This is a genomic window from Kitasatospora sp. CB01950, from assembly GCF_001905465.1.
GTDB lineage: Bacteria > Actinomycetota > Actinomycetes > Streptomycetales > Streptomycetaceae > Kitasatospora.
Genome location: NZ_LISX01000001.1, coordinates 561470 through 586315 on the forward strand (window position 1 = coordinate 561470; position 24846 = coordinate 586315).

The window sequence follows — 24846 nt, forward strand, 5'->3', positions numbered from 1 at the left end:
ATTCTCTTGATGAGATGGGTGGTTCAGTCCCAGACGTCGGACTCGTCATCCGGCTCCGGCGGCGTGATAGCGGTCCGAGAGCTGGGCGAGAGACCCAATTCGCGTATATAGCGGGCGAGTTGGGAGCGATACTGTGCGGCGATGGTGGCGGCCCCGTTCTTCACGGTGCCGCGTTCGGCGGTGACCATGAGCCCGCGCACCGACAGGTCGCGTTCGGCCTGGTCGATGCGGGCGACGCAGACGCACAGGTCCTTGACGGTCGAGTGGTCCACCTCGCCGAGCCCGGCGGACACTTCGAGGACGGGAACGATCCGCTGCCACTCGGCGGACGCCACTCCACGGCAGCGAACGTTCGCTTCCTGGATCTCGGCGGCCGGCGAGTCCTTGAACACCTCGCGCCAGTCGGGCTCGGCCAGGACGGCGCGCGGAACGATCACGCCTTCGCGGATCTCGGTCTTCGACGGGTTCCCCTCGCGGGCCCGGGCGAGTGCCGGTCTCGGTCGGTATCGGTCGGCCATGCTCTCCTCTCGTCTCACGGTTGCGGCGTGCAGGGCTGCCAAGAGTTGCCACAGCCCCGGCACAAGAACGAAGCCTCCCTGCCGATCAGTGGCGGGTGGGGAGGGGAGTACCCCCCCTGGTAAAGCCGCAGGTCAGCGACGTATGGGCTTGACCCGCTCGGCCGTCCAGCCTCCGGGTTGGCGTGGTGCCGTCTCGCGGTTGTGACAGAGAGTGCACAACGGTCGCAGCCAGCTCGGCGAGTCCGGATCAGCAACACTCCGAGCGACTAGCGAGCGGCGCGACTTGGGGAAGTGGTCGGCGACGGTCGCCGGCTTCGTGCACAGCAGGCACCACGGATGGGCGTACAGGTAGGCCCGTCGGATGCGGGCCCAGTGTTGGGCGTCGTAGCCGCGCTCTGCTGCTGTGCTGCTCTGCCTCGCGCTGGTGGCGAGAGCGGCGAGGACATCGACGACAGCGTGTGGTCGCTGCGGCCCGGCGAGTTGGCGGACTGTGACAGTCAATACAGGCCATCCAAGCCCCTCATCGCTTACGCCTCGCCACCCTTCCGCTACCCCTCACCCTCCCGCGGACTTGCCCAACAACCCCGCATGGCCCGAAAGTTGAAGGCCAGCAGAGTACGGACGGGCGGGGTAAGGGCGTGACAACCCACAACGAGATCGGCGGCGAAGCGAGCACCGCCGTACAGGCAGGCGTGGTCAACGGCGGTGTCCATGTGAGCACTGCTGTTGGTGATGCCCGGGGCGCAGATTTGCGCGATGCCTACCGGTCGGCGTACCTGGCAATTCGCCTGGCTGCGACGGAAGACCTGCCATCGGAGATGGCCACGTCGAGAACTATCGATGACCGGCGTCAAGCATTTCAGGAAATTGAAGACCGCTGCACTGCCCTCGCACCCGACTTTGATATGTTCGCGACGGACGGGGTGAGATTCGCATTTCGGGAGGCCCATGCTGCCGTGGGCCAACTGGTCAGGAAAGTTCATCGTTGGCAGATCAATGTGCGCCGCTTTGGCTATCGCGAAACTTTTGAAATGGCCCGCGCAGCGCAGTTGCTGATCCTCAAAAAGAGCCTAGAGTACCTAGTCGATGAAATTCGCAAGACTAGCCAGTAGCGCTATTGGCAATCTCTCTGATTAACGCTTTGTGACTGACTGGGCCGGTCCGGGCGGGGACCGCAGCACCGTCCGCCCCCGTCTGCGCCCTGGCGGACGATCACGTTCGGATGGTGCTGCGGCCCCCGCACGCTGCCTCACGACTCCGGCAGCCACCCCCGTGATGCGGGGTGCGTGGTGCACGGGCAGCGCTTGTTCCGAGGGCGGGCACTCAGTCCGCCGAGTGCCCCCGAGTGGGATGGGTGCGCGGTAACCCGCCCTCTACCTCTTGAGAGGGAGCGAACGTCGCCCGCCACCGCTTGGCGGTGAACCTGGCCGCTCTGTCCCTCTACCTCTTGAGAGGGAGCGAACGTCGCCAGTTGCGGTGGAGCGGTGGAAGCGGGGCCGATCTGACTTTCTTCTTATTTTTTCTATGTGTTCTAAAAAAACAGGTAGAACCACCGCTCCACCGCAAATCGGCCCGCTGTTGGCCCGGCCCGAGCCGGCGAGCCCGAGGCCCGACGCGCCCGTGTGCGGGCAGCAGAAAGCCCCGGCCGGTCACGGGGACCAACCGGGGCTGTTCGGGGCTCTGCTGGGCCGTCAGGCCGCCTGTGCGTAGTCGTCGTCCTCGGCCTGTTCGGGGGTGGCCCACACGATGGTGACCCGCTCCGCGCCGTTGAACCGGACGCGCTTGCCGTGGGCGGGGGTGACGATCACCTGATCTATCGCAAGGTGCAGAAGATCCCTCTGCAACTGCGGGTCCGCCTGGTGCCACGTGTCCGCGGCGTGTCCCTCCAGCAGCCACGTGATATCGACGGTGCCCCCGCCGACCAGCCCGGAGAGGCGTTCCTCTGCGGCGTCCAATCGGGCCTCGGCACGCTGCTTCGCGGGCATGCGGTACCGGGCAGAGCGACCGGCATAGAACCCGGCAGCGTCGTCCTGGTGGAACTTATCCAACTCGGCTTTTGCCGCGGCGACTTCGGCGCGAGCCTCGGCCACCTCTGCCCCCTCTTCCGGGCGGGTGATGGCCTGCCAGCGTTCGGCGACGGCGATCAACAGCGGGTCGTCGTCCTCGGCCGAGTGCAGCCGCGCCGACCACGCGTCCACGACGTACCGGAGCAGCGCGGGACGGAACGCGGACGCCGGAGCGGAACAGCCTCCGTTGGCATCGTGCCGGTTGCAGGTGTAGCTACGTCCCTGCAACGACATGGCGGAGCCGCAGTTGCTGCACGTGGTCTTCTTTCCGTGCAACGGGTGCACCTGTCGGCCCGGGGCGCGCTTCTTGTTGTCCATGATCTGGTGGCCTGCCATGACGCGGCGGGCCCGCTCGGCAAGCTCGGCCGGGATCATGCGCGGCAGCGCCTCGTCAGTGACGCAACGGACGTTCTCGCCAGTGTCGGGGTGGACGTACCGGGACGGCCGCTTGTGCGACTTCTGCTTGCCGACCGCCGGAGCCACCGTGAGCCATCCTTCGTAGACGGGGTGGACGACGATGGCCCAAATGGTGCTGGCACGCCAGTACGCGCCGGTGCCGGTCCGCAGACCCTCGGAGTTGAGCGTTCCCGAGAGGGCCCGCGCGGAAGTGCCGTCCGCAATGGCCTTGAAGATCCGCTTGACCACGTCCCACGGGCTCACCTCCTGCCGGTCCGCCAGCACGCACATGTACGGGGTCGTGTCGGGGATGAGCCGGCGAGTGCCCGGGACGACCGCAAGGCCGAACGGGGCCTTGCCCAGCCACTTGCCCTCGCGCTGCTGCTGGGCCTTGGTGCCGCGCACGTTGTGGCTCAGACGTGCCGAGTACTCGCGGGCGTTCTCGGCCCGGTCAAGAATCCACCGGCGGTCGCGTTCCTCCGAGCTGTCCAGCCGCTCATAGTCGAAGTACACGCGGGCCCGACCGAGGATCGGTACCACGGCTTCGGCACCCTTGCGGGAGAATCGGTCGAGCGCGTAGCACCACAGCACGCTGACCTCTCCGGCCAGCACGGCGTCAAGGGCGGCGTCCATCTTGGGCCGCTTGACGTCCGACCAGGCGGACAGGTTTTCCTTCCACACGGTCCGAACGCAGTACCCCTGTTCGGCGACCCACGCGCGGCCCCGGTCTTCCTGCGCCCGGATGGACAGGGCCCGCTCACCCTCGCGGACAATCTTCGACTTGCGCAGCAGAAGGTCAGCCTGCGGCCGACCGTGGCAGGGGCAGATGCCCGGCTGTGTGGTTTCCATGCTCTTGTTAGGGAGCGAACGTCGCCCAGCAGGGTGGGCGGTGGTGGCGGTCGACATGGGCGAACCCCTCTAAGCTGCGGGTTCGGCCCGCTCCCGAGTGGGTTGCAAGACCTTCGCGCCCACTGGGAACTGCGCGAAGGGGAAAGCGCCGGACGGAAAGATCGCGACGCAGGACAGTGACCTGCACGTGCTCGCGACCTTGCGGACCCGTCGGCGCTTGTCGCTCCGTCAGTGCCCGCGCCCGCCCGCCGTCAGGTCCTGAGCAGTCGCTCCTCCTTCCCCGCCTCGATCCCCAGCGGCGTGTCCAACTGCCGGTAGGCCACCTCCGCACGCCCGCCGCCCTCCAGCCAGGCCCACGTGTCGCGAACCGTCTCCGCGAGCGGCCGGATCCGCAGCCCCGCCGCCATCGCCGTCGCCGGGTCCGCCCGCCAGGTGCCGTGCCAGCCGTCGGTGACGGGGGCCCAGAGCGGGAGCTCCACCCAGGGCGCGACCTCTGCGGCGAGCAGGGTCTCGTCGGCCGTCCAGACGAATTCCGCGTCCGATCCCGTCGCATCGCGGCACGCCTCCAGGAACTCCCCGGTCGTCGCCGACCCGATCGGCGAGGTGGTCACGTACCGCCCCGTCGCGCTCCGTTCCGCGAGGTCGAGGCCGAACGCGGCGAAGTCCCGGGCGTCGATCAGGCTGAGCGGGTTCTCGGGGGCGCCGGGGGCGAGTACGCGGCCGCCGCGGGCGATCCGGTCGAGCCACCAGGGGAGGCGGCCGATCGGCTCGTGCGGGCCGATCAGCAGGCCGCAGTTGAGGATCGCCGTCGCGGGCCCGAAGTTGTCGACCAGGGCGCGTTCGCAGCCCGCCTTGAGGGCGTTGGCGAACGGCTGGTCCGGCCCGACGTCGCCGGCGCAGTCGAGGGTGGGGGAGTCGGCGTCCACCGGGAGGGCGGGCCAGTCGGCGAAGGCGTGGACGGAGGAGACGAACCCGTAGTGGCCGGTCCGGTCGCGCAGCAGGCGGGCGGCGGTGGCGACGTCGTGCGGCTGCTGACCGGAGGTGTCGATCACCGCGTCCCACTGCCGGCCGTCGACCAGCCGGCGCAGGTCGTCGAGCGAGGTGCGGTCGCCGTGGACGGCCTCCACGCCGGGCAGGTCGGTGCGGCTGACCCCGCGGTTGAAGGTGGTGACGCGGTGGCCGCGCGCCAGCGCCTCCGCGGCGTAGGCGCGGCCGAGGAACTTGGAACCGCCGAGCAGAAGGATGTCCATGGGAGCAGGGTGTCCGCTCGGACCCCCGGCCATCCGCGTTCTCTGCTGTCGGCAGAGCGCTTTCGCTGCGAGCAAAGCGCCCGGGCCGACCCGATCGCACACCCGCGGACGGTGTGTCGGAGAGTCGAGGCCCCCGCGTGGCCGGAGCGCCGCATAGCATCCCCGGTGTACCGGTATGTCTGAATGATCCCTTTCGCGGGGGAGAAGGGTGGACGGCATGGGCGGCCCGGCCAGCATGGATCCGGAGGCGGTCCGGCGGACGGCCGCGCAGGCGTGGATCCGCGGCTACCCGATGCTGGCGAACTACGCGACGCTCCACGCGCAGGCGATCGACGACGCGGACCCCCGGCACGTCGGGGGTCTCGGCGTGTTCCGGCACTTCTCGCGCCCGTTCACCCCCGCGGACACCGACGTGGTGACGCCGAACAACGACACCCCGTACTCGTGGGCGTGGCTCGACCTGCGGGCCGAGCCGTGGGTGCTGGAAGTCCCGGCCACCGAGCGGTACCACGTGCTGCCGGTGCACGACCTGGACACCGCGTACGCGGGCTTCGTCGGCACCCGCGCCACCGGAAGCGGCGGCGGCCGCCACCTGATCGCCGGCCCCGGCCACCGGGCGAACCCGCCGGACGGCTTCGACGGGGTGGTGCGGACGGACACCAACCTGGCGGGCATCGTCGGCCGGACGTACCTGGCCGGGCCCGACGACGTGCCGGAGCTGTGCCGCGTCCAGGCCGGGTACCGGCTCAAGCCGCTCAGCGAGCACCTGGGCACCCCGCGGCCGGTGGCGGCCGAGCCGGTGTGGCCGGTGTGGCGCGGCGAAGAGGTGCTCGGCACCCTGGAGTTCTTCACCTTCCTGGACTTCCTGCTCGGCTTCTTCCCGGTCCTGCCCGCCGACGCCGAGCTGCGCGAACGCCTGGCCGAACTCGGCGTCGGCACCGGCGACTTCGAACCCGCCGCGCTGCCCGCCGAGACCCGGTCGGCGATGCTCGCGGGCATCGCCGACGCCCGCGGCGAACTCGCCGCCGCCGTACGCGAAGCAGCCACCGGGAGCGCCCTGTTCGGCACCCGCGAGCAACTCGGCAGCCGCTACCTGGACCGTGCGTGCGGCGCGCTCACCGGCCTGTACGGGCTGCCCGCCGAGGAAGCCTGGTACGGCGGCTGGGAGTCCGAGGCCGGCGGCCGGCTGCCCGTCGAGCTGCGCTTCGAGCCCGGGCAGCTCCCACCGGCCCGGTACTTCTGGTCGGCGACCATGTACCGCTTCCCGGAACGGCAGTTGGCGCCCAACGACATCGACCGCTACTCGATCGGCGACCGCACCCCCGGCCTGGTGCACGCCCCCGACGGCTCGCTCACCCTGTACCTCCAGCGCGAACGCCCCACGGACCCGGCCGAGTCGGCGAACTGGCTGCCCGCCCCGGCCGGCCCCTACCAGGTCGTGGTGCGCGCGTACGGACCGAAGTCCGCGCTGCTGGACGGCAGTTGGCAGCTCCCGACGCCCACCCCCCGTTGAATCCGCTGAACCCGCCGAGCAGAAGAGGACGTTCGCCATGGTTGACGCCACGCCCGAGATGCTGGCCGCCGAGGCCTTCGTGTACGGCTACCCGCTGGTCGCCGACCTGACCATGGTGGACACCATCCACCGGCGCGGCCTGGGATCGATCGGCCCGACCGAGTGGAACACCTTCGGGCACGCCGCCGAACTGGCCACCCCCGACTCGCACTTCGTGTCGGTCAACAACGACACGGTGTACTCGGTGGCCCCGCTCGACCTGTCCGGCGGCCCACTGCTGCTGCACGTCCCGGACTCCGCCGGGGCCTACTACGTGCTGCAGTTCATCGACGCCTGGACCGACAACTTCGCCTACCTGGGCCGCCGTTCGTCCGGCACCGCCGAACAGGCCTGGCTGATCGCCCCGCCGTACTGGCACGGCACCCCGCCCGAGGGCGTGCCGGTGATCGTCGCACCGACCACCGTCGCGGCGATCGCCGCCCGTCACGCCTGCGCCGGACCGGATGACCTGCCCCGAGTGCGGGCCCTGCAACGGGAGTTGACGCTCACCCCGGTCGAAGCGGACCGGCCGCTCGCCGGACTGCCCGAACCGGACGCCGAGGTGCCGGAGGAACTGCGGTTCCTGGAGCGCCTGCGGGTATGGATGGCGGCGTTCCCGCCCGGCCCCGCCGACGTCGAGTTCCAGCACCGCTTCGCCCCGATCGGACTGCTCGACCGGGACCGCTCCCCGTACCTCGACGGCCCCGCCGAATGGGCGCAGGCACTCGCCAAGGGCCTCGCCGCGGGCCGCGAACGGGTGGAGGCGGCCAGCATCGGCACCGTCGAACCCACCGGCGAATGGACCGCCAACCGGCACCTGTTCGACTACAACCTGGACCACCTCGGCCCCGGCACCCGCGACGAATCCCAGTGGAAGGTCGCCGACCGCCGCGCCACCTACCTCACCCGCGCCGTCGCCGCCCGCACCGCCCTGTGGGGCAACCACGCCTACGAGGCCACCTACGCCACCACCTACCACGACGCCGACGGCCACCCGCTGGACGGCGCCCGCTCCTACACGCTGCGCTTCGAACAACTGCCGCCGGTCGGCGCGTTCTGGTCGGTGACCATGTACGACACGCCCGAGTACCTGCTCGTCCCCAACGACATCGACCGGTACTCGATCGGCGACCGCACCCCCGGCCTGGTGCACGCCCCCGACGGCTCGCTCACCCTGTACCTCCAGCACGCCCAGCCCACCGACCCCGACGAGTTCGCCAACTGGCTGCCCACCCCGTCCTCCGGCTTCCGCCCGATGGTGCGGATGTACCAGCCGCAGGACGCGATCCTCGACGGCACCTACCGCCTCCCGCCGATCCAGCCGCGCTGACCCTGCCTCAGGACGGCGAGTCGGCCGCCGACGGCGAAGCAGCCGCCCCGGACGGGCTTGCCGACGGGGCGGGCGAGCCGGTGGAGGACGGCGACGGCGTGTCGTCGGACGAGGGCACGGGCGTCGGCGTCGGCGTCGGCGTGGATGTCGGCCTCGGCGGCGGAACGGGCGTCGGCAGCCCGCGGTGGTCGCTCCCGCCCTCCAGGGTGACCACGGCGGTGGACGGCGCCAGCGCCACGTGCGCCGTCCACCGGGACTGCGGGGCGCGGGACTCGTCCACCGTGACGATGACGGTGATCCGCTGCCCGGGCGCGAGCGTGCCGGAGTCCCGGCTGAGTCGCAGCCAGTCGACGTCCGGCACGGCGTGCCAGCTCAGCGCGCTGCCACCGGAGTTGGTCAGGGTCAGCACCGTGCGACTGCCGAACTCGCCGGCCTCCACGGTCAACTGCTCCCGGGCGGCGGACGGCGGGGCGTGATCCGCGGTCGGCGCGGGGCCCGGCGGCGGGGTCGGGCCGTGCGAGGGCACCATCAGCGCCGGGCCCTGAACCATCGGCAGGGACGTTTCTGCGGCCACCGAGCCCGCCAGCTGCAGGGCGCTCATCGCGGGCGCCGCCGCCACCGCCGGCCGGTGCTCGGGCGCTTCCACCCGCACGGAGGACACCGCCGTCGCCGGCCCGTCCGGGTTGCCGTCCCGGTGCGCGCTCCACAGCGCCACCACCGGCGAGGCCAGCACTGCCGCCAGCACACCCGTGGTCACCACCCGCTGGCGCACCGCCGAGCCGCGCGCCCCGGCCGCCGCCCGGTGCCGGGGGAAACCGCGCCGGTCGAACTGCGGCTCGCCACCGGGCAGGCCCTGCGCGGCCCGCCGACCGGCCGCCGCGCCCGACAGGAACGCGGTGCCGCCCGCCACCGCCGGGGCCGGGCGCAGCCGGGTGGGCGCGGTCAGCAGCGGCAGGCCGGGCAGCCCGGCCAGACCGTGGCCGAGCTGCCCGGCGACCCGCTCGGCGGTGCCGCGGCAGGTCGGACACTCCACCAGGTGCTCCACCAGCTCCCGGCGCAGCGCCGCGCCGAGCACCCAGCCCCGCCAGGACTCCCCGCCGACCCCGCCGAGCCGCGCCAGCTGCGGACAGGAGCCCACGCCGAGCACCAGCAGCGCCGCCCTGGTCCGGCCGACCTCGGCGCCCGCGGCGTCCAGCAGCGCGGCCGTGTCCTCGCCGGACCGGCCGAGCACCGCCGCGACCTCCCCGGCGTCCAGCCGGTGCCGGACCGCCAGCTCCAGCGCCTCGCGCTGCTCCGGGTCGGTGCCGGCCGCCTCCGGCCAGGCCAGCGAGGCGAGTTCGCGACGCCGCTCGCCGACCGTGCCGGGCGGGACCGGTGCGGCGGCGGGGGCGGGCGCGGCGGTGCGGCCGCCGTTCAGCCGGGTCAGGCAGCGGTGCCGGGCCAGCGCGTACAGCCAGGCGCGCAGCAGCGCCGGCTCGGTGAGCCGGCCGCCGTGCCGGCGCGCCAGGTCGCGGACCTCCAGCACGGCCGCGGTGGCGGCGTCGTGGTCGCAGAGCACGGACAGGCAGTAGGTGAACAGCCCGTCGACGCAGGCGCCGTACGCCCGCAGGGCCGGGGACGGTTCGACGGGGTGGAGCTGGCCGGTGGTCACGTCATCGACGGTAGGCAGCACAAACCCTCCGACCGGTGGGTTTGGGGCGCTTGTCCTTCTTTCGGGTAACACCACCGCTCCCTTGTTCGCCCGGTTGACGCCTGCCCTTGACGCCTGCCCTTGACGCCCACCCTCGACGCCCGCCCTTGACGCTCCCGGTTGACGCCGAGCGTTGACCCCGGCTGTTGACCCCCGCCCTTGACCCCCACCGCTGACGCCCCACCGCTGACGCCCCGCCGTTGACGCCCCGCCGTTGACGCCCGGCCCGCCGCCCGCCGGACCCTGTCGGTGCGAGGCGCTACCGTGGCGCGCATGGCTGCCCGTACCAAGACCACCGCCAAGCCGCGCCCGGCGTACCGCTGCACCGAGTGCGGCCACCAGCTGCCCAAGTGGGTCGGCCGCTGCCCCGAGTGCAACGCCTGGGGGACGGTCGAGGAGTACGGCGCGGTGCCGATCCGCACCACGGCGGCGGGCCCGGTCTCCTCGCCGGCCAAGCCGATCGCGCAGGTGGACGGCCAGGTGGCCACCGCCCGCTCCACCGGCGTGCCGGAGCTCGACCGGGTGCTCGGCGGCGGCCTGGTGCCGGGCGCGGTGGTGCTGCTGGCGGGCGAGCCGGGCGTCGGCAAGTCCACCCTGCTGCTGGACGTCGCGGCGAAGGCCGCCTCCGACCGGCACCGCACCCTGTACGTCACCGGCGAGGAGTCCGCCGGGCAGGTCCGGCTGCGCGCCGACCGGATCAACGCGCTCTCCGAACACCTCTACCTGGCCGCCGAGCAGGACCTCGGCGCGGTGCTCGGCCACATCGAGGCGGTCAACCCGAGCCTGCTGATCCTGGACTCGGTGCAGACCATCGCCTCCGCCGAACTCGACGGCGCGCCCGGCGGCCCCGCACAGGTCCGGGAGGTCGCGGGCGCCTTGATCCGGGCGTCCAAGGAGCGCGGCATGGCGACGCTGCTGGTCGGCCACGTCACCAAGGACGGCCAGATCGCCGGCCCCCGCCTGCTGGAGCACCTGGTGGACGTGGTGCTGTCCTTCGAGGGCGACCGGCACGCCCGGCTGCGGCTGATCCGCGGCGTGAAGAACCGCTACGGCGCGACCGACGAGGTCGGCTGCTTCGAACTGCACGACGAGGGCATCGTCGGCCTCGCCGACCCGTCCGGCCTGTTCCTGACGCGCCGTGACAAGCCGGTGGCCGGCACCTGCCTGACCGTCACCCTGGAGGGCAAGCGCCCGCTGGTGGCGGAGGTGCAGGCGCTGATGGTCGACTCGCAGATCCCCTCGCCGCGGCGCACCACCTCGGGCCTGGAGTCGCCGCGGATCGCGATGATCCTCGCGGTGGTGGAGCGGCACGGCGGAGTGAAGCTCGGCAAGCAGGACATCTACACCGCCACCGTCGGCGGCGTGAAGCTCACCGAGCCGTCCGCGGACCTGGCGATCGCCCTCGCCGTGGCGTCCTCCTCCACCGACACGCCGCTGCCGAACAACCTGGTGGCGATCGGCGAGGTCGGCCTGGCCGGCGAGGTGCGCCGGGTGACGGGCGTGCAGCGGCGGCTCGCCGAGGCCCACCGGCTCGGTTTCACGCACGCCCTGGTGCCGCCGGACCCGGGCAAGGTGCCGCCGGGCATGAAGGTCGTGGAGGTGTCCGACATCGGCGAGGCACTGCGCGCGATCCCCGGCCGCCGCCCCCGTTCGAAGGCCCGTCAGGATGCCGCGCCGCAGGGCGTTCCGGCCGGCCGGGCCCCTGCCCGGGAGCGCGCCGCCGCCCCGGTCCAGGCGTACCCGGAGGAGCTGATGGCGGGCTGGGAGCCGCTCGACTCGGACGAACTGGCCTGACCCACGTCCTGTCGCTGTCATACGCAGTTAGACTGCACCTGCTAATTGCCGTCAAGTGCAGTAATGACAGACAGACCGTCGGGCGCCGCGCCACACGGTCCGGGTCGGCCCAAGGAGTCACGTGGCAGCCATCGACCGGGCGGACAAGTCCACCCGCGAGGAGGCCCTGCTGCGGGCCTCCCTCAGTGCGGTCGCGCCGGGCACGGCGCTGCGCGACGGGTTGGAGCGGGTGCTCCGGGCCAACACCGGCGGCCTGATCGTCCTCGGCTTCGACAAGAGCGTCGACGCGCTCTGCACCGGCGGTTTCGTGCTGGACGTCGAGTTCACCGCCACCCGGCTGCGCGAGCTGTGCAAGCTGGACGGCGCGGTCATCCTCGACAAGGACATCAGCAAGATCCTGCGGGCCGGCGTCCACCTGATGCCGGACGCCGACATCCCCACCGACGAGACCGGCACCCGCCACCGCACCGCCGAGCGGGTCAACCGGCAGACCGGCTTCCCGGTCGTCGCCGTCTCGCACTCGATGCGGCTGATCGCCATGTACGTCAACGGCACCCGCCGGGTCCTGGAGGACTCCACCACGGTGCTGTCCCGCGCCAACCAGGCGCTGGCCACCCTGGAGCGCTACAAGCTGCGCCTCGACGAGGTGGCCGGCACCCTGTCCGCGCTGGAGATCGAGGACCTGGTCACCGTCCGGGACGTCTCCGCCGTGGTGCAGCGCCTGGAGATGGTCCGGCTGATCGCCGGCGAGATCGCCGGCTACGTGCTGGAACTCGGCACCGACGGCCGCCTGCTGTCCCTGCAGCTGGACGAGCTGATCGCCGGCGTCGAGCCGGAGCGCGAACTCGTCGTCCGCGACTACTTCCCGGACCGCGCCGCCAAGAAGGGCCGCACCGTCGCCGAGGTGCTGGACGACCTGGAGGCGCTCACCCACGCCGAGCTGCTGGACCTGCAGACGGTCGCCAAGGCGCTCGGCTACACCGGTGCCCCCGAGTCGCTGGACTCCGCGGTCTCCCCGCGCGGCTACCGGCTGCTCGCCAAGGTGCCGCGGCTGCCGAACACCGTCATCGAGCGGCTGGTCGACCACTTCGGCGGCCTGCAGAAGCTGCTGGCCGCGTCCATCGACGACCTGCAGACCGTGGAGGGCGTCGGCGAGACCCGGGCCCGCTCGGTCCGCGAGGGCCTGTCCCGGCTCGCCGAGTCCTCCATCCTGGAACGCTACGTCTGAGCGGCCGTCACTCCTCCGGGGCCGGCTGCACCGCGTACATCAGCGCGAACAGGGTCACCTCGACGGTGTCCGGCCCGGTGGACTCCGGCTCCGCGAACAGCTCGTCCAGCACCTCGTCCAGTCGGCCGCGCAGCTTCCGCAGCCGCTCCGGGCTGAGCCGCGTCGTGGTGTGCGCGAACTTGCTCGGCCGCAGGTTGCCCTGCGAGGCCGGGGTCAGGTCGATCCGGCCGGCCAGGAAGTTGCGCCGGAAGTCCGACCGCACCAGGTCCATCGCCGCCAGCATCGCGCCCAGCGCGGCCGGCGGCTCGTCGCCCTCCGTGTAGACCTGCGGCGACAGCCGCAGTGAGTGCTGGGCGGAGCGGTACCGGCTCTCCACGATCCCGGACACCAGCCGGGTCTCCGCGACGAACACCAGCCCGGTCTGCTCCAACTGCTTGACGTGCCGGTACAGCTTGGTCGGCGCCTCGTCCAGCTCGGCCGCGATCTCCTTCACCGACATCGGCTCCGGATCCCGCTTCATCAGCGCGCCGAGCACGGCCAGCCGCAGCGGGTCGGCCAGCGCCTTCAGCGTCGCGACGTCCGTGACCTCGCGTTCTTTCCTCTGATCCACCACGTCGCCATTCAGCCACACCGTTCATCCCTTGTGCAATCATTCGCGGCCGTGCAACTATTCACGCAAGCGTGAATGGTTGCCAAGGTGTGAACGGGGTGGAGTGATGACGGTGACCGAGAACCCGACAGCGACGGCGGTGGCGCCCGCGGCGGTACCGCTGCGCCGCAACCGCCGCTTCCAGACGCTGTGGGCCGGATCGGCCGCCGCGATGCTCGGCACCTGCGTCGCCGACACCGCGTACCCGCTGCTGCTGCTCGCCATGACCGGCTCGCCCACCCTCGCCGGGGCGTTCGGCGCCGTCCAGTTCGGCGCGTCCGTGCTGTTCGGCCTGCACGGCGGCGCGGTCGCCGACCGGCACGACCGGCGACGGGTGCTGATCCTCGCCGACACCGTCCGCCTGCTCACCGCGCTCAGCGTCGCCCTCGCCCTGCTCACCCACCGCCTCACCGTCCCGCACACCCTGCTGGCCGCCGCCGCCATCGGCGCCACCATGGCCTACAGCGGCCCCACCCGGATGCTCGCGCTGCGCACCGTCGTCCCGCCCGAACAGCTGCGCCAGGCCCTCTCCCAGGACGAACTGCGGGTCAACGGCGCGGCCCTGGCCGGCCCCCCGCTGGCCGGCTTCCTGCTCGGCCTCGGCCGCGCCGTCCCCTTCCTCGCCACCGTGCTGGCCTCCGCGGCCGCGCTCGGCGCCTCGATCGCCGTCCGCTTCGACACCGAACCGGCCGGGCCGACGGGGGCAGCCGACGGCAAGGAGAAGGGTGCGGTGTTCGCGGGGCTGCGGCACATCTTCGGCGACCCGACCCTGCGGGCCACCGTGCTGGTCGCCGTCGCGCTCAACCTGGCGGGCTCCGCGATGCTGCTGACCGTCATGGTCCTGCTGCGCGACCACGGCACCTCCGAGGCCGGCACCGGCCTCGCCCTCACCGGCGAAGCCGTCGGCGGCCTGCTCGGCGCACCCCTGGTCACCCGCCTGCACCGCGCCCTCGCCCCCGGCGCCCTGCTCCTCGCCGTCGCCTGGTCCGCCCCGCTGCTGCTCGGCGTCCTGGCCGTCGCCGAAGGCCCGTTCGCGGTCTTCGGCATGCTCCTGGTGATGTCGCTCGGCATCCCGGCGCTGCGGGTGATGGTCGACGTGCTGGTCTTTCAGCAGGTCCCCGAGGCGATGCGCGGCCGCGCCATGGCCGCCACCATGACCCTCCTGATGGCCGGCCTCCCCGTCGGCACCATGACGGCGGGCCTCCTCCTCGACCGCCTCCCCGCCACCACCGTCCTCCTCCTGCTGGCCGCCCTCCTCGCGGCCGGCCTGCTCCCGCTCACCCTCGGCCGCTCGCTGCGCGGCACCGGCTGGCCGACCTCATGAGGGGGGACGGGGCACGAGGCCGGGGAACGCACCCCACCGCAAGATCGCGACGCAGCACAATGACCTGCCCTTGATCGCGACCTGGATGGTGTGCGCTTCCTTCTCAGCCCTCCAGGCGGATCGAGGTGCGCGCCGACAGCGGGCCGCCGGCCGGGCCGGTCAGGTCGGCCTGGACCAGGTAGTTGCCCGCCTGGGCCGGCGCCGGGTCGGCGGTGGCGCACTGCGGCTTGGAGCGGCTGCGGTCCCAGCCGAAGGTCTCGGTGACGCCGCTGTTGCCGGCGATCTGCGCCCAGGCGTCGACCTTCTCCGCGATGCAGTCCGCGGAGGACCAGATCCGCTCGTTGCTGCTGGAGGTGATGGTGAGCGCCGAGTTCTCGTGCGAGAGGTTGACCCGGCAGCCCGAGCCCGAGGAGTTGCGGATGGTCAGTGCCAGTCGCGGCTTGTCCTTGGCCGGGTACGAGTTCTGCGCCGACGCCAGCTCCAGCGAGAGCTGCGAGGTGGCGCACACCGGCAGGGCCATCACCTCGGGCGTGTTCACGGCCGGCGAAGGCCCGGGCGAAGCGGACCGCCCGCCACTGCCGCCGGTCGACCCGTTGCCGCCGCCGTTCGAACCGCCGCCCCCCGAACCGCCGCTGCCGCCGCCCGTGACGTTCAGCTCGCCGGCCGCGCCGCCGCTCGGGGCGGGGCCGCCGGGGCGGGTGGTGATGGCGGAGCCGCTGGGGGAAGCGCCGGGGGTGATGGACTGGGCGGGCGCGGGCTGCGGCCCGGTGCTCTCGGAAGCGGCCTTCTGCTGCTGCTTGCCGTCCCCGCCGGTGCCGAACGCGAGCCAGCCGATCAGCAGCAGGGCGACGGCGAGGGCAGCGAGGATCACTGCGCGGCGCCGCCAGTAGATCGAGGCGGGCAGCGGTCCGACGGGCTGGCGCAGAGAGGGCACGGGCAAACTCTACGAGACCTTGTGCATCTGCTGACGCATCAACACCGCAGCAGGGGCACTTCTTTCACATGATCCGCCATTTGCTCCTCCTGGGGGACTCGACACGACGGTGCGCCGCCCTATAGTCGCCCTCATGGCCTCCCCGCACGACTCCGCTCCCGGCACCGCGACCCTCGACCCGGCGCAGCTGATCGCCGAGGCGCGCCGGGCGTTCTTCACCATGTTCGGCTTCCTCTGCCTGATCTGGGCCGTGCAGGTGGCGAACTGGGCGATGGACGGGCAGATAGCCCTCCAGCACGGCATCCTCGCGCGCCGGGCGAGCAGCCTGCCCGACCTGCTGACCGCGCCGTTCCTGCACCTGAACTGGCAGCACCTGGAAGGCAATTCCGGCCCGCTGTTCGTCTTCGGCTTCCTCGCCGCCTACCGCGGCGTGCGCAAGTTCCTCGGCCTGACGGCGCTGCTGGTGGTGACCAGCGGCATGACGGTCTGGCTGTTCGAACGCGGGGACGTGGTGACCGTCGGCGCCAGCGGCGTGATCTTCGGGTACTTCGGCTACGTGGTGCTGCGCGGCCTGTTCGACCGCAACCTGATCGACTCGCTGATCGGCCTGGTGATGGGCGCGTCCTTCGCGTACCTGCTGACCACCGCCATCCCGGGCACCCCCGGGGTGTCCTGGCTGGGTCACCTGGGCGGCTTGGTCGGCGGCCTGGTCGGCGCCTGGATCTTCCGCACCCGCACCTCGGAGCAGGCCGCCGCCACCGTCCCCGCCGCGACCGCGGACCCTGCCCAGGCCATCACCCCGTCCGTGCCCGGCAAGAGCGGCAGGAGCGGCAAGAGCGGCGGGACGACGGCCGGCTCGCGGGCCGACCTGCTGAAGGAGCTCGACGACCTGGGGCTTTAAGCCCTCGCAGGACCTCGTGGCAGGATCGGGGGTGCCATGGTTGCCACTGCTTCGACTCCCACCCCCGCCGCCCTCCGGGCGCTGCACACCACCGTCATCGGCTGGTACGAGGGCAACGCCCGCGACCTGCCGTGGCGGACCCCCGACGCCTCGCCGTGGGCGGTGATGGTCAGCGAGTTCATGCTCCAGCAGACGCCCGTGAAGCGGGTGCTGCCCGCGTACGCGGCGTGGCTGGAACGCTGGCCCACCCCCGCCGCGCTGGCCGCGGACGCGCCCGGCGAGGCGGTGCGGATGTGGGGCCGGCTCGGCTACCCGCGCCGCGCGCTGCGGCTGCACGCGGCGGCCACCGCGATCACCGAGCAGCACGACGGCGCCGTCCCGGACGACCACGCGGCGCTGCTGGCGCTGCCCGGCGTCGGCGAGTACACGGCGGCCGCGGTCGCCTCGTTCGCGTTCCGGCAGCGCCACGCGGTGCTGGACACCAACGTGCGCCGGGTGTTCGCCCGCGCCGTCACCGGCGTCGAGTACCCGGCGAACGCCACCAACGCCGCCGAGCGCCGTACCGCGCACGAGCTGCTGCCCGCCACCGACGAGCGGGCCGCGACCTGGGCCGTCGCCGTGATGGAGCTGGGCGCCCTGGTGTGCACCGCGCGCGGCCCCGAGTGCGGCGCCTGCCCGCTGTTCGCCGAGTGCGCCTGGCAGCGGGCCGGCTGCCCGCCGTACCAGGGCCCGGCCCGGCGCGGCCAGACCTACGAGGGCACCGACCGGCAGGTCCGCGGCAAGCTGCTGGCGGTACTGCGGGACGCCCACGGCCTGGTCGAGCAGGGCCGGCTGGACGTGGTCTGGCCGGACGCGATCCAGCGCGCCAGGGCCCTGGACGGGCTGGTCGCCGACGGCCTGGTGGAGCCGGTCGGGCCGGGCACCTACCGGCTGCCGCAGTAGCGGACGGAAAACGGCCCGGGACCAGTCGGTCCCGGGCCGTCGTCATGCCTGGACAGGCGTCACATCGCGCCTTCGAGCGCGGCCTCGGCCTTCGCCTCGGCGGCGTCCGCGCCACCGCGCAGCTTGACCTCGCGCAGGAACAGCGAGGCGGCCACGGCGACCAGGCTGATCACCGCGCCCCACAGGAAGACGGTGTGCATGCCGTTGGAGATGCCGTGCTGGTAGGCGCTCAGCACGTCGGCCGGCAGCTTGCTCAGGGTGGCCGGGTTCATCGCCGACATGCCCTCGGCGCTGCCACCGCCCTGCTGCATGTGCTGCAGGACCTCCGGCGGGAGCTTCTCGACGCTCTTGTTGACCTGGTTGATGTACAGGGTGCCGAACAGCGCCACGCCGAAGGAGCCGCCGATGGTGCGGAACAGCGTGGCGGAGGACGAGGCGACGCCCATGTCCTTCATCTCCACGCTGTTCTGCGCGACCAGCATGGTGACCTGCATCAGGAAGCCCATGCCGGCGCCGAGCACCACCATGTAGCAGGACGAGGCGAAGCTGGTGGTGTCCACCGACAGGGTCGACAGCAGCAGCGAGCCGCCGCCCATCACCACGGTGCCGATGATCGGGTAGATCCGGTACTTGCCGGTCTTGGTGATGGCCTGGCCGACCACCAGCGAGATCACCAGCATGCCGAACATCATCGGCATCAGCAGCAGGCCGGAATTGGTCGCCGAGGCGCCCTGGACGATCTGCTGGTAGGTGGGCAGGAAGGTGACCGCGCCGAACATCGCGAAACCGACGATGAAGCCGATGATCGAGACCATCGTGAAGTTGCGGTTGCGGAACAGCTTGAGCGGAAGGATCGGCTCGGCGACCCGCTGCTCGACGTAGCAGAAGCCGATGATCGAGGCGACGGACAGCGCGCCCAGGCCGAGGATCTGCTTCGAGCTCCAGGCGTACTCGTGGCCGCCCCAGGTGGTGATCAGGACCATCGAGACGATGCCGATGGTGAGCAGGGCCGCGCCCAGGTAGTCGATCTTGGCGTTGGAGCGGACCTTGGGCAGCTTCAGCACCACGACGATGAAGATCAGCGCGATCGCGCCCAGCGGCAGGTTGACGTAGAACGTCCAGCGCCAGTTCAGGTGGTCGGTGATGAAGCCGCCGATCAGCGGACCGCCGATGGTGGCCAGCGCCATGACGGCGGCGAACATGCCCTGGTACTTGCCGCGGTCGCGGGGCAGCACCAGCGCACCCATGATCGACATCACGCCGACCATCAGACCGCCGGCGCCCAGGCCCTGGACGGCGCGGAAGGCGATCAGCTGGGTCATGGTCTGCGCCATGCCGGACAGCGCCGAGCCGAGCAGGAAGATCGCGATCGAGACCAGGAACGAGCCCTTGCGGCCGTAGAGGTCGCCGACCTTGCCCCAGATCGGGGTGGAGGCGGCGGTGGCCAGGGTGTAGGCCGTGACCACCCAGGACATGTGCTCGGCGCCGTTCAGCTCGCCGACGATGGTGGGCATCGCGGTGCCGACGATCAGGTTGTCGAGCATGGCGAGCAGCATGGTGATCACCAGGCCGATCATCACCAGGCGCACCTCGCGGTGCGGCCGCTGCTCGAACTCGTCGGCGGGCTTGCCGAGATCGACGGACGGCCCGTCCTCCGGAACCGCCTCGGACTGTTGGGTTGTCATGCGTCTCTCCCGGGGCGCAGGTGCCGCGGTGGTGTCCGCGACGGTACTTACTTGACGACCGGCTAGTTAATTGCCGTTCGGCACGGTAAGTTGTTACCTAGCCGGTCGTCAAGCCAGTTTCGAAGCAGCCCCTCTGGGCAGGGAGAATGCCAACAGAACCGGGCCTTGACACCCGTCCGCACCGCTTCAACGAGGCAGGCCGCCAGCGATGACCACCCCCCAGAGTCCCCGTAGCGACACCCGAGCGCGGATCATCGACGTGGCACTGGAGTTGTTCGCCGAGCACGGCTACGAGAAGACCTCGCTGCGCGAGATCGCCGACCGCCTCGGCGTCACCAAGGCCGCCCTGTACTACCACTTCAAGACCAAGGACGACATCGTCCGCGGCATCGTCGAGAAGATGGCCGCCCCGCTGGACGACGCCATCGCGTTCGGCGAGGGCAAGGACTGGTCGCCGGAACTCCGCGACGAACTGCTCCGCCGGTTCGCCGCCGGCATGGGCGAGCGGGCGCCGCTGCTGCGCTTCTTCCACGAGAACCAGCCCGCGCTGCGGGAGTCCGCGGCCGGGCTGGCGTTCAAGGAGCGGATGATCAAGATGATCACCCTGCTGCACGGGCCCGAGCCGACCTTCCGCGACAAGCTGCGCGCCACCGTCGCGCTGACCTCCATGCACTCGGCGATGTTCCTGCTCAAGGCCGACCTGTGCGGGCCCGGGCGGGAGTCGGCCGACTCGGCGTCGGTCAGTGCGGACGAGGCGATGGAGGCGGCCCTGGAGGTCGCCCTGGAGGTCGCCGCACACATCGAGCCGCCCGCGCACTGACGCGCGGACGGCTCGGACGGGTCGGGGTGCGGCGGATCAGAAGTTGTTCGCGCCGTGGCCCTTCAGGTAGCCGATCGGGTCGGTCACCTTCGCGTACTGGTTGGCGGTGCGGATCTCGAAGTGCAGGTGCGGCCCGGTCGAGTTGCCGGTGTTGCCGGACTTGCCGATCCGGTCGCCCGCGCTCACGTGCTGCCCGGCCTTCACCTCCAGCTGCGACAGGTGCGCGTACTGGGCGAAGCGGCCGTCGGACAGCTTCAGCACGATCTGGTTGCCGTACGCGCCGGCCCAGCCGGACGAGACCACGGTCGAGTCGCCGACCGCCACCAGCGGGGTGCCCACGGCCACCGCGAAGTCGGTGCCGGTGTGGAAACCGGCCGCGTACGAGGCGTTGGTCTTGTGGTACGGGTTGCTGATCGGTGCGCCCGGGGCGGGCGAGGACCAGTCCGGCTTGACCGGAGCGGGGGCCGGGGCGGGCTCCGGAGCGGGGGCCGGAGCGGGCTCGGGCGCCGGGGCCGGCTGCTCGGCGGGCTGCTGCTCGGCGGCGGGCTGCTCGGCCGGCTGCGGCTGGTCCTGGTGCTCCTCGGCAGCGGGCTGCTCGGCCGGGTGCTCGTCGGCGGCGGGCTCGTGCGCGTCCGTCGGGTTCGTCAGCTGGTCCAGGTTGGCGGCGACCACGGCCAACGGCCCGGTGGTGTCCTCGGCGTGCGCCTCCGGGGCGGACAGCTGGAGCTCGCCCGGCTGGACGTCCGCCGTGGTGAACGGCGAGTCGCCCAGGGCGGCCGGAACGGTCTGCGCGGCGGCGGCGTGCCCGCCCGGGATCAGCATGGCGCCGAAGGCGACCACGGCGGCGCCGGTGGCGAGTGCCGTGGCGGGGCCGCGGCGGGCCGGGGCGACGGCGGAGGCGTCGGAACCGGTGACGGACTGGATGTGGCGGGTGCTGATCGCCTGGAGAATCCGGCGGCCGGTGGCGGGGAAAGAACGCATCGGGGTCGGTACCTCACGGACGGGGCCAGAGCGGGGCCGAGCCGGGGGGCTCGCCGAACTGGTGGGAACGACTCCGGTGTAAACGACTTCCCGGGCCGGGCCCAAAGGTGTGACGTACGACGGCGGGTAGTGGACGAAGCTCACGGAATAGCACCCCCGGGCATCGGACAGACCGGCACATCCCGGCTCAAACCTCCTACCGCGCGTCGTATGTCGTCGGAGGCCTGTGACCATCGCCACCGGGAAGCGGCCGGTTTGAGTCCGAACCGCCCCGGGTACAAACGGCCCTCGGATCGATCGGTCTTCCGATCCACCCGGCGGTTGGAGATGATCGGCCAATGAACGCCATCTCGTTACAGGACCGCAGCTTCCTCGCCCGCCGCCGGGCCGACCGCCTGCTGTCCGGCGGCCGGCCGCAGACCGTCCGCGAAGCGCTCGCCGCCCTCGCCGCCCTCTCCGACGGCCCCTACCCGCTCGACGAGCCCACCGACATGTACGGCAACCGCATCGTCCGCACCCTGGAACGCCGCACCGCCGACCTGCTCGGCAAGCCCGACGCCGCCTGGTTCCCGACCGGCACGATGGGCCAGCAGGCCGCCCTCAAGGTCTGGGCCGACACCCACGGGCCGGCCGTCGCGATGCACCCGCTCGCCCACACCGAGGTCCACGAACGCCGCGCCCACCAGGTGCTCAGCGGCCTGCACAGCGTCCCGCAGACCGCCGCCCCCCGGCAGCCCACCGTCGCGGAGCTCGCCGGCCTGGACGAGCCGTTCGACGTCCTGATGCTGGAACTCCCGCTGCGCGACGCCGGCTTCGTGCTGCCCAGCTGGGAGGAGCTGACCGCGCTGTACGACTTCGCCGCCGACCGCGGCGTGCCGGTCCACCTGGACGGCGCCCGGCTCTGGGAGTCCGCCCCGCACCTGGGCCGGAGCCTGCCGGAGATCTGCGCCCGCGCCGGATCGGTGTACGTCTCCTTCTACAAGTCGCTGGGCGGACACAGCGGCGCCGTGGTCGCCGGCGATGAGGAGTTCGTCCGCCGGATCAAGCTCTGGCGGCACCGCTACGGCGGCAAGCTGTGGCAGCAGTGGCCCGCCGTGCTGTCCGCGCTGGCCGGCCTGGACACCGAGCTGCCCCGGCTGCCCGACTACGTGGCACACGCCAAGGTGGTCGCCGCCGCGCTCGCCGAGGCCCCGGGCGCCTGGATCAACCCGGCGCCGCCGCACACCCACCAGTTCCAGCTCTGGCTGCCCCACCCGGCCGAACGCCTGGCCGAGGCCGGCCTCCGGCAGGCCGAGGAACAGGGCGTGTCGCTGTTCGGCGGCTGGCGGGAGCCCGGCCCGCAGCCCGGCGTGGCGATGACCGAGGTGGCGGTGACCGCCGCCGCCCTGGAATGGACGCCGAAGGAGATCACCGAGGCGATGGCCGGCTTCCTCGCCCTGCTCTGAGCAGCCGGAGACGCCGAAGGGCCCCGACGGTTCGAAAACCGCCGGGGCCCTTCTGCTTCAGCTGTGCTCAGCCAAGCGTCACTTGGTGTGCTTGACCTGGATCAGAGCCTCGAGCTCGTTGTGCGACTGCCACAGCACCTCGATCTGGGTGCCGGTCTTGGCCACCTGGACGGAGCTGTACGGGTTCGATGCGTCCCAGTAGGTGTTCTTCTTGTCGTTGAAGACGGTCACCCCGCGCTCGCTGGGGATCTTGGTGAGCGCGTCGGCCTTGTGCAGCTGCAGGCCGGTGGTGCGGTCGAAGCGGAAGGTGGAGTCGTATGCCTGGAAGCGCGGACGCATCAGGGTGCCGTCGTTCCACTTCAGCGGGGCCGGGTGGGCGTCGATCGGGAGGATCAGGCCCTGGCCGGGGTGGTTGGCCACGTTGTTGTCCGACTGCGAGGAGTCCCACAGCCAGATCAGGATGCCGTTCTGGTTGGCGTAGTGCTCGACCCAGCCCGGACGGGCGGCGGAACCGAAGTTGTACGGGCCGGTCTTCAGCGTGGTGTCGAAGGACACGTACTGACGGTTCTCGACCAGGTAGTGCTGGTCGTAGTCCTTGTTGAACTTGCCGGAGATCCGGGAGAAGCCCGACGCGGTCCAGCCGTTGTCACCGTTCTCGGCACCATCGGTGAAGATGGTCGCACCGTTCGCGGTCACCGCGATCTCGTCCAGGGCCAGGCCCTTCATGTGGACGCCCGGGTCGGTGGTGTTGTGGAAGCGGATCTTGATCGCCTTGCCGGCGTACGCGTCCAGCGAGAACGACAGGTCTCCCCAGCCGCCCGAGTTGCCGGTGATGGAGTTCTCCGTCAGCGCCTTGCCGTTGAAGGTGCCGGCCAGCGAGGACCAGTTCTTGCCGCCGTCGGTGGACACCTCGGCGTACGCGAAGTCGTAGTCCTCCTCCAGGTCGTACCAGGCCTTCGCGGTGAGCGAGGCCGAGGTCTTCCCGGTCAGGTCGACGTCACGGGTCAGGGTGACGTTCAGGTTGTCGGCGCTGCCGCTCCACCACTCGTTGGCACCCGCGAACGGGGTGTTGATCTCGGTGGTGACGGTCTTCGCCGGCAGGTCGACGATCAGACCCTGCTTGCGCTTGTTGTTGTACTCGGCCGGGCCGAGCAGGCTGACCGTGTTCTTGCCGGCCTTGGCGGTGTCGTAGTCCAGCCAGCCCAGCTTCAGCTTCGACCAGATGTCCAGGTCGTTCGGCATGTCGCCGATCTCGTTGCGGCCCTCGCCCAGCCAGGAGCCCGAGGACATCAGGGACCAGAAACCGACCGAGTTGTCGATGCCCTGGCCGCTGGTGTCGTACAGGTCCGGCAGGCCCAGGTCGTGGCCGTACTCGTGGGCGAACACGCCCAGGCCGCCGTTCTCCGGCTGCATGGTGTAGTCGCCGACCCACAGGCCGGTGTCGCCGATCGGGGTGCCGCCGAGCTTGTTGTTCTCCGGACCGGTCTTGCCGGCCTGGTTGGCGTACACGTACGAGCGGTGCGCCCACAGGGCGTCGGTGCCCTGGACGCCGCCGCCGGCCGACTGGTCCTCACCGGCGTGGACGATCTGGAAGTGGTCCAGGTAGCCGTCCGGCTCGTTGAAGTTGCCGTTGCCGTTGTAGTCGTAACGGTCCCACTGGTCGTACTGCGCCAGGTTGGCCTTGATGTCCGCGTCGGTGCGGCCCTTGGCCTTCTGGTCGGCGACCCAGGCGTTGATGCCGTCGCGGATCAGGTCCTGCGCGTTGGCGCAGACGTGCTGGCCGCAGTAGTCCGAGCCGTAGCGGGCCTCGTTCCACGGAACTCGCACCCAGTCGGTGACCAGACCGTCGACCGAGTAGCGGCCCGAGGACTGCTTCTCGTAGTAGGTCTTCAGCGACGGCCGGTTGGCCGCGAAGTACAGGTCCTGGTAGTGCGCCTGGTTGTAGTCCGCCTGCCACGCCGTGGAGTTGTTCTTGGTGCGGTCCGGAGAGGCGATCTGGTTGTGCGCCGGGCCGGGGGTGCCGCCGTACTTCACCTTGCCGTCGGCGGTCTTGGTGGTGTTGTCGACCTGGTCGCCGAAGTCCACCAGGATGGTGAAGATCCGGTCGGTGCGCTCACGCGACAGCTCGACGTACTTGTCGCGGCCCAGCTTGACCGAGCTGCCGTTGCCGTGCTTCTCGACCTTCGCGGTGCCGTTGACCAGCTGCTCTATCGCGGCCTTCTGCTCAGCCTGCACCTTGTCGGTGAGCGGGCTCTGCAGCTCGCGGGGCACGCTGTCGTTCTGGTTGGCGTCGGCCGGGTCCTTCACGACCGGCGTCACCGGAGCGGCGGTAGCCGTACCCGGCAGCATGCCGACGCCGAGCGCGGCCGACACCGCGATGGCGGCGGAGGCCGCGGCGACCTTCTTGGTCATCTTCAACGTGGGACGTCCTCCCCTTACCGGCGTGGCGGATGGCCGGGCCGGTGAACCAATGCAAGACAGGTGGACGACAT

At 71.6% G+C, this 24846-nt stretch carries 19 protein-coding genes; 10 read left to right on the forward strand and 9 right to left on the reverse strand.

From position 1 onward, the window contains the following. Positions 1 to 23: 23 nt before the first annotated feature. Entirely contained in the window at positions 24 to 518 is a 495-nt protein-coding gene (locus AMK19_RS02610; RefSeq protein ID WP_083646446.1) for a phage terminase small subunit P27 family, read from the reverse strand. Between the two features lie 638 nt (positions 519 to 1156). Between AMK19_RS02610 and AMK19_RS34930 the strand changes: the two genes are divergently transcribed. Next, positions 1157 to 1630, forward strand: a complete 474-nt coding sequence (locus tag AMK19_RS34930) for a hypothetical protein (RefSeq protein WP_143200017.1) — start codon at positions 1157 to 1159, stop codon at positions 1628 to 1630. Positions 1631 to 2209: 579 nt separating this feature from the next. Here AMK19_RS34930 and AMK19_RS34100 read toward each other — a convergent pair. Together AMK19_RS34100 and AMK19_RS02635 are read right to left on the reverse strand one after the other, a co-directional pair. After that, a complete protein-coding gene (locus AMK19_RS34100; RefSeq protein WP_083646447.1) occupies positions 2210 to 3886 on the reverse strand; it encodes a recombinase family protein in 1677 nt (558 codons plus the stop codon). Positions 3887 to 4080: 194 nt separating this feature from the next. Next, positions 4081 to 5079: an NAD-dependent epimerase/dehydratase family protein gene (locus AMK19_RS02635; RefSeq protein WP_073807679.1), complete on the reverse strand. Its 999-nt coding sequence runs from the start codon at positions 5077 to 5079 to the stop codon at positions 4081 to 4083. A gap of 217 nt (positions 5080 to 5296) precedes the next feature. On the opposite strand from AMK19_RS02635, the gene AMK19_RS02640 reads away from it, so the two are divergent. Next, positions 5297 to 6592: a DUF1254 domain-containing protein gene (locus AMK19_RS02640; RefSeq protein ID WP_073807680.1), complete on the forward strand. Its 1296-nt coding sequence runs from the start codon at positions 5297 to 5299 to the stop codon at positions 6590 to 6592. 37 nt (positions 6593 to 6629) lie between these two features. Beyond that, positions 6630 to 7961, forward strand: a complete 1332-nt coding sequence (locus tag AMK19_RS02645) for a DUF1254 domain-containing protein (protein ID WP_073807682.1) — start codon at positions 6630 to 6632, stop codon at positions 7959 to 7961. 7 nt (positions 7962 to 7968) lie between these two features. Here the strand turns inward: AMK19_RS02645 and AMK19_RS02650 are convergent, their stop codons facing one another. Beyond that, positions 7969 to 9612, reverse strand: a complete 1644-nt coding sequence (locus AMK19_RS02650; RefSeq protein WP_073807684.1) for a BACON domain-containing protein — start codon at positions 9610 to 9612, stop codon at positions 7969 to 7971. A 312-nt stretch (positions 9613 to 9924) separates the two neighbouring features. On the opposite strand from AMK19_RS02650, the gene radA reads away from it, so the two are divergent. Together radA and disA are read left to right on the forward strand one after the other, a co-directional pair. Further along, a complete protein-coding gene (radA, locus tag AMK19_RS02655; protein ID WP_073807685.1) occupies positions 9925 to 11445 on the forward strand; it encodes a DNA repair protein RadA in 1521 nt (506 codons plus the stop codon). Between the two features lie 121 nt (positions 11446 to 11566). Then, positions 11567 to 12673 (forward strand): DNA integrity scanning diadenylate cyclase DisA, encoded by a 1107-nt coding sequence (disA, locus tag AMK19_RS02660; RefSeq protein WP_073807687.1) that lies wholly within the window; start codon positions 11567 to 11569, stop codon positions 12671 to 12673. A 7-nt stretch (positions 12674 to 12680) separates the two neighbouring features. Here the strand turns inward: disA and AMK19_RS02665 are convergent, their stop codons facing one another. Beyond that, positions 12681 to 13283, reverse strand: a complete 603-nt coding sequence (locus tag AMK19_RS02665; protein WP_158071856.1) for a winged helix-turn-helix domain-containing protein — start codon at positions 13281 to 13283, stop codon at positions 12681 to 12683. Positions 13284 to 13395: 112 nt separating this feature from the next. Here AMK19_RS02665 and AMK19_RS02670 point away from each other — a divergent pair, with 112 nt between their 5' ends. Beyond that, positions 13396 to 14646 (forward strand): MFS transporter, encoded by a 1251-nt coding sequence (locus tag AMK19_RS02670; protein ID WP_241844205.1) that lies wholly within the window; start codon positions 13396 to 13398, stop codon positions 14644 to 14646. A gap of 103 nt (positions 14647 to 14749) precedes the next feature. On the opposite strand, the gene AMK19_RS02675 is transcribed toward AMK19_RS02670, so the two are convergent. Further along, a complete protein-coding gene (locus tag AMK19_RS02675; RefSeq protein ID WP_073807692.1) occupies positions 14750 to 15580 on the reverse strand; it encodes a hypothetical protein in 831 nt (276 codons plus the stop codon). A gap of 133 nt (positions 15581 to 15713) precedes the next feature. On the opposite strand from AMK19_RS02675, the gene AMK19_RS02680 reads away from it, so the two are divergent. Then, positions 15714 to 16481, forward strand: a complete 768-nt coding sequence (locus tag AMK19_RS02680) for a rhomboid family intramembrane serine protease (protein WP_073807693.1) — start codon at positions 15714 to 15716, stop codon at positions 16479 to 16481. 36 nt (positions 16482 to 16517) lie between these two features. Beyond that, a complete protein-coding gene (locus tag AMK19_RS02685; protein WP_073807695.1) occupies positions 16518 to 17423 on the forward strand; it encodes an A/G-specific adenine glycosylase in 906 nt (301 codons plus the stop codon). Between the two features lie 59 nt (positions 17424 to 17482). Here the strand turns inward: AMK19_RS02685 and AMK19_RS02690 are convergent, their stop codons facing one another. Then, complete coding sequence (locus tag AMK19_RS02690) at positions 17483 to 19108, reverse strand: MDR family MFS transporter (RefSeq protein ID WP_073807697.1); 1626 nt, start codon at positions 19106 to 19108, stop codon at positions 17483 to 17485. Between the two features lie 208 nt (positions 19109 to 19316). On the opposite strand from AMK19_RS02690, the gene AMK19_RS37900 reads away from it, so the two are divergent. Further along, positions 19317 to 19928 (forward strand): TetR/AcrR family transcriptional regulator, encoded by a 612-nt coding sequence (locus tag AMK19_RS37900; RefSeq protein ID WP_073807698.1) that lies wholly within the window; start codon positions 19317 to 19319, stop codon positions 19926 to 19928. Between the two features lie 36 nt (positions 19929 to 19964). On the opposite strand, the gene AMK19_RS02700 is transcribed toward AMK19_RS37900, so the two are convergent. After that, a complete protein-coding gene (locus AMK19_RS02700; RefSeq protein WP_073807699.1) occupies positions 19965 to 20909 on the reverse strand; it encodes a M23 family metallopeptidase in 945 nt (314 codons plus the stop codon). A gap of 338 nt (positions 20910 to 21247) precedes the next feature. Between AMK19_RS02700 and AMK19_RS02705 the strand changes: the two genes are divergently transcribed. After that, positions 21248 to 22354, forward strand: a complete 1107-nt coding sequence (locus AMK19_RS02705; protein WP_073807700.1) for a threonine aldolase family protein — start codon at positions 21248 to 21250, stop codon at positions 22352 to 22354. 78 nt (positions 22355 to 22432) lie between these two features. Here AMK19_RS02705 and AMK19_RS02710 read toward each other — a convergent pair whose 3' ends face one another. Next, a complete protein-coding gene (locus AMK19_RS02710; RefSeq protein ID WP_073807701.1) occupies positions 22433 to 24766 on the reverse strand; it encodes an immune inhibitor A domain-containing protein in 2334 nt (777 codons plus the stop codon). Between the last annotated feature and the right edge of the window lie 80 nt (positions 24767 to 24846).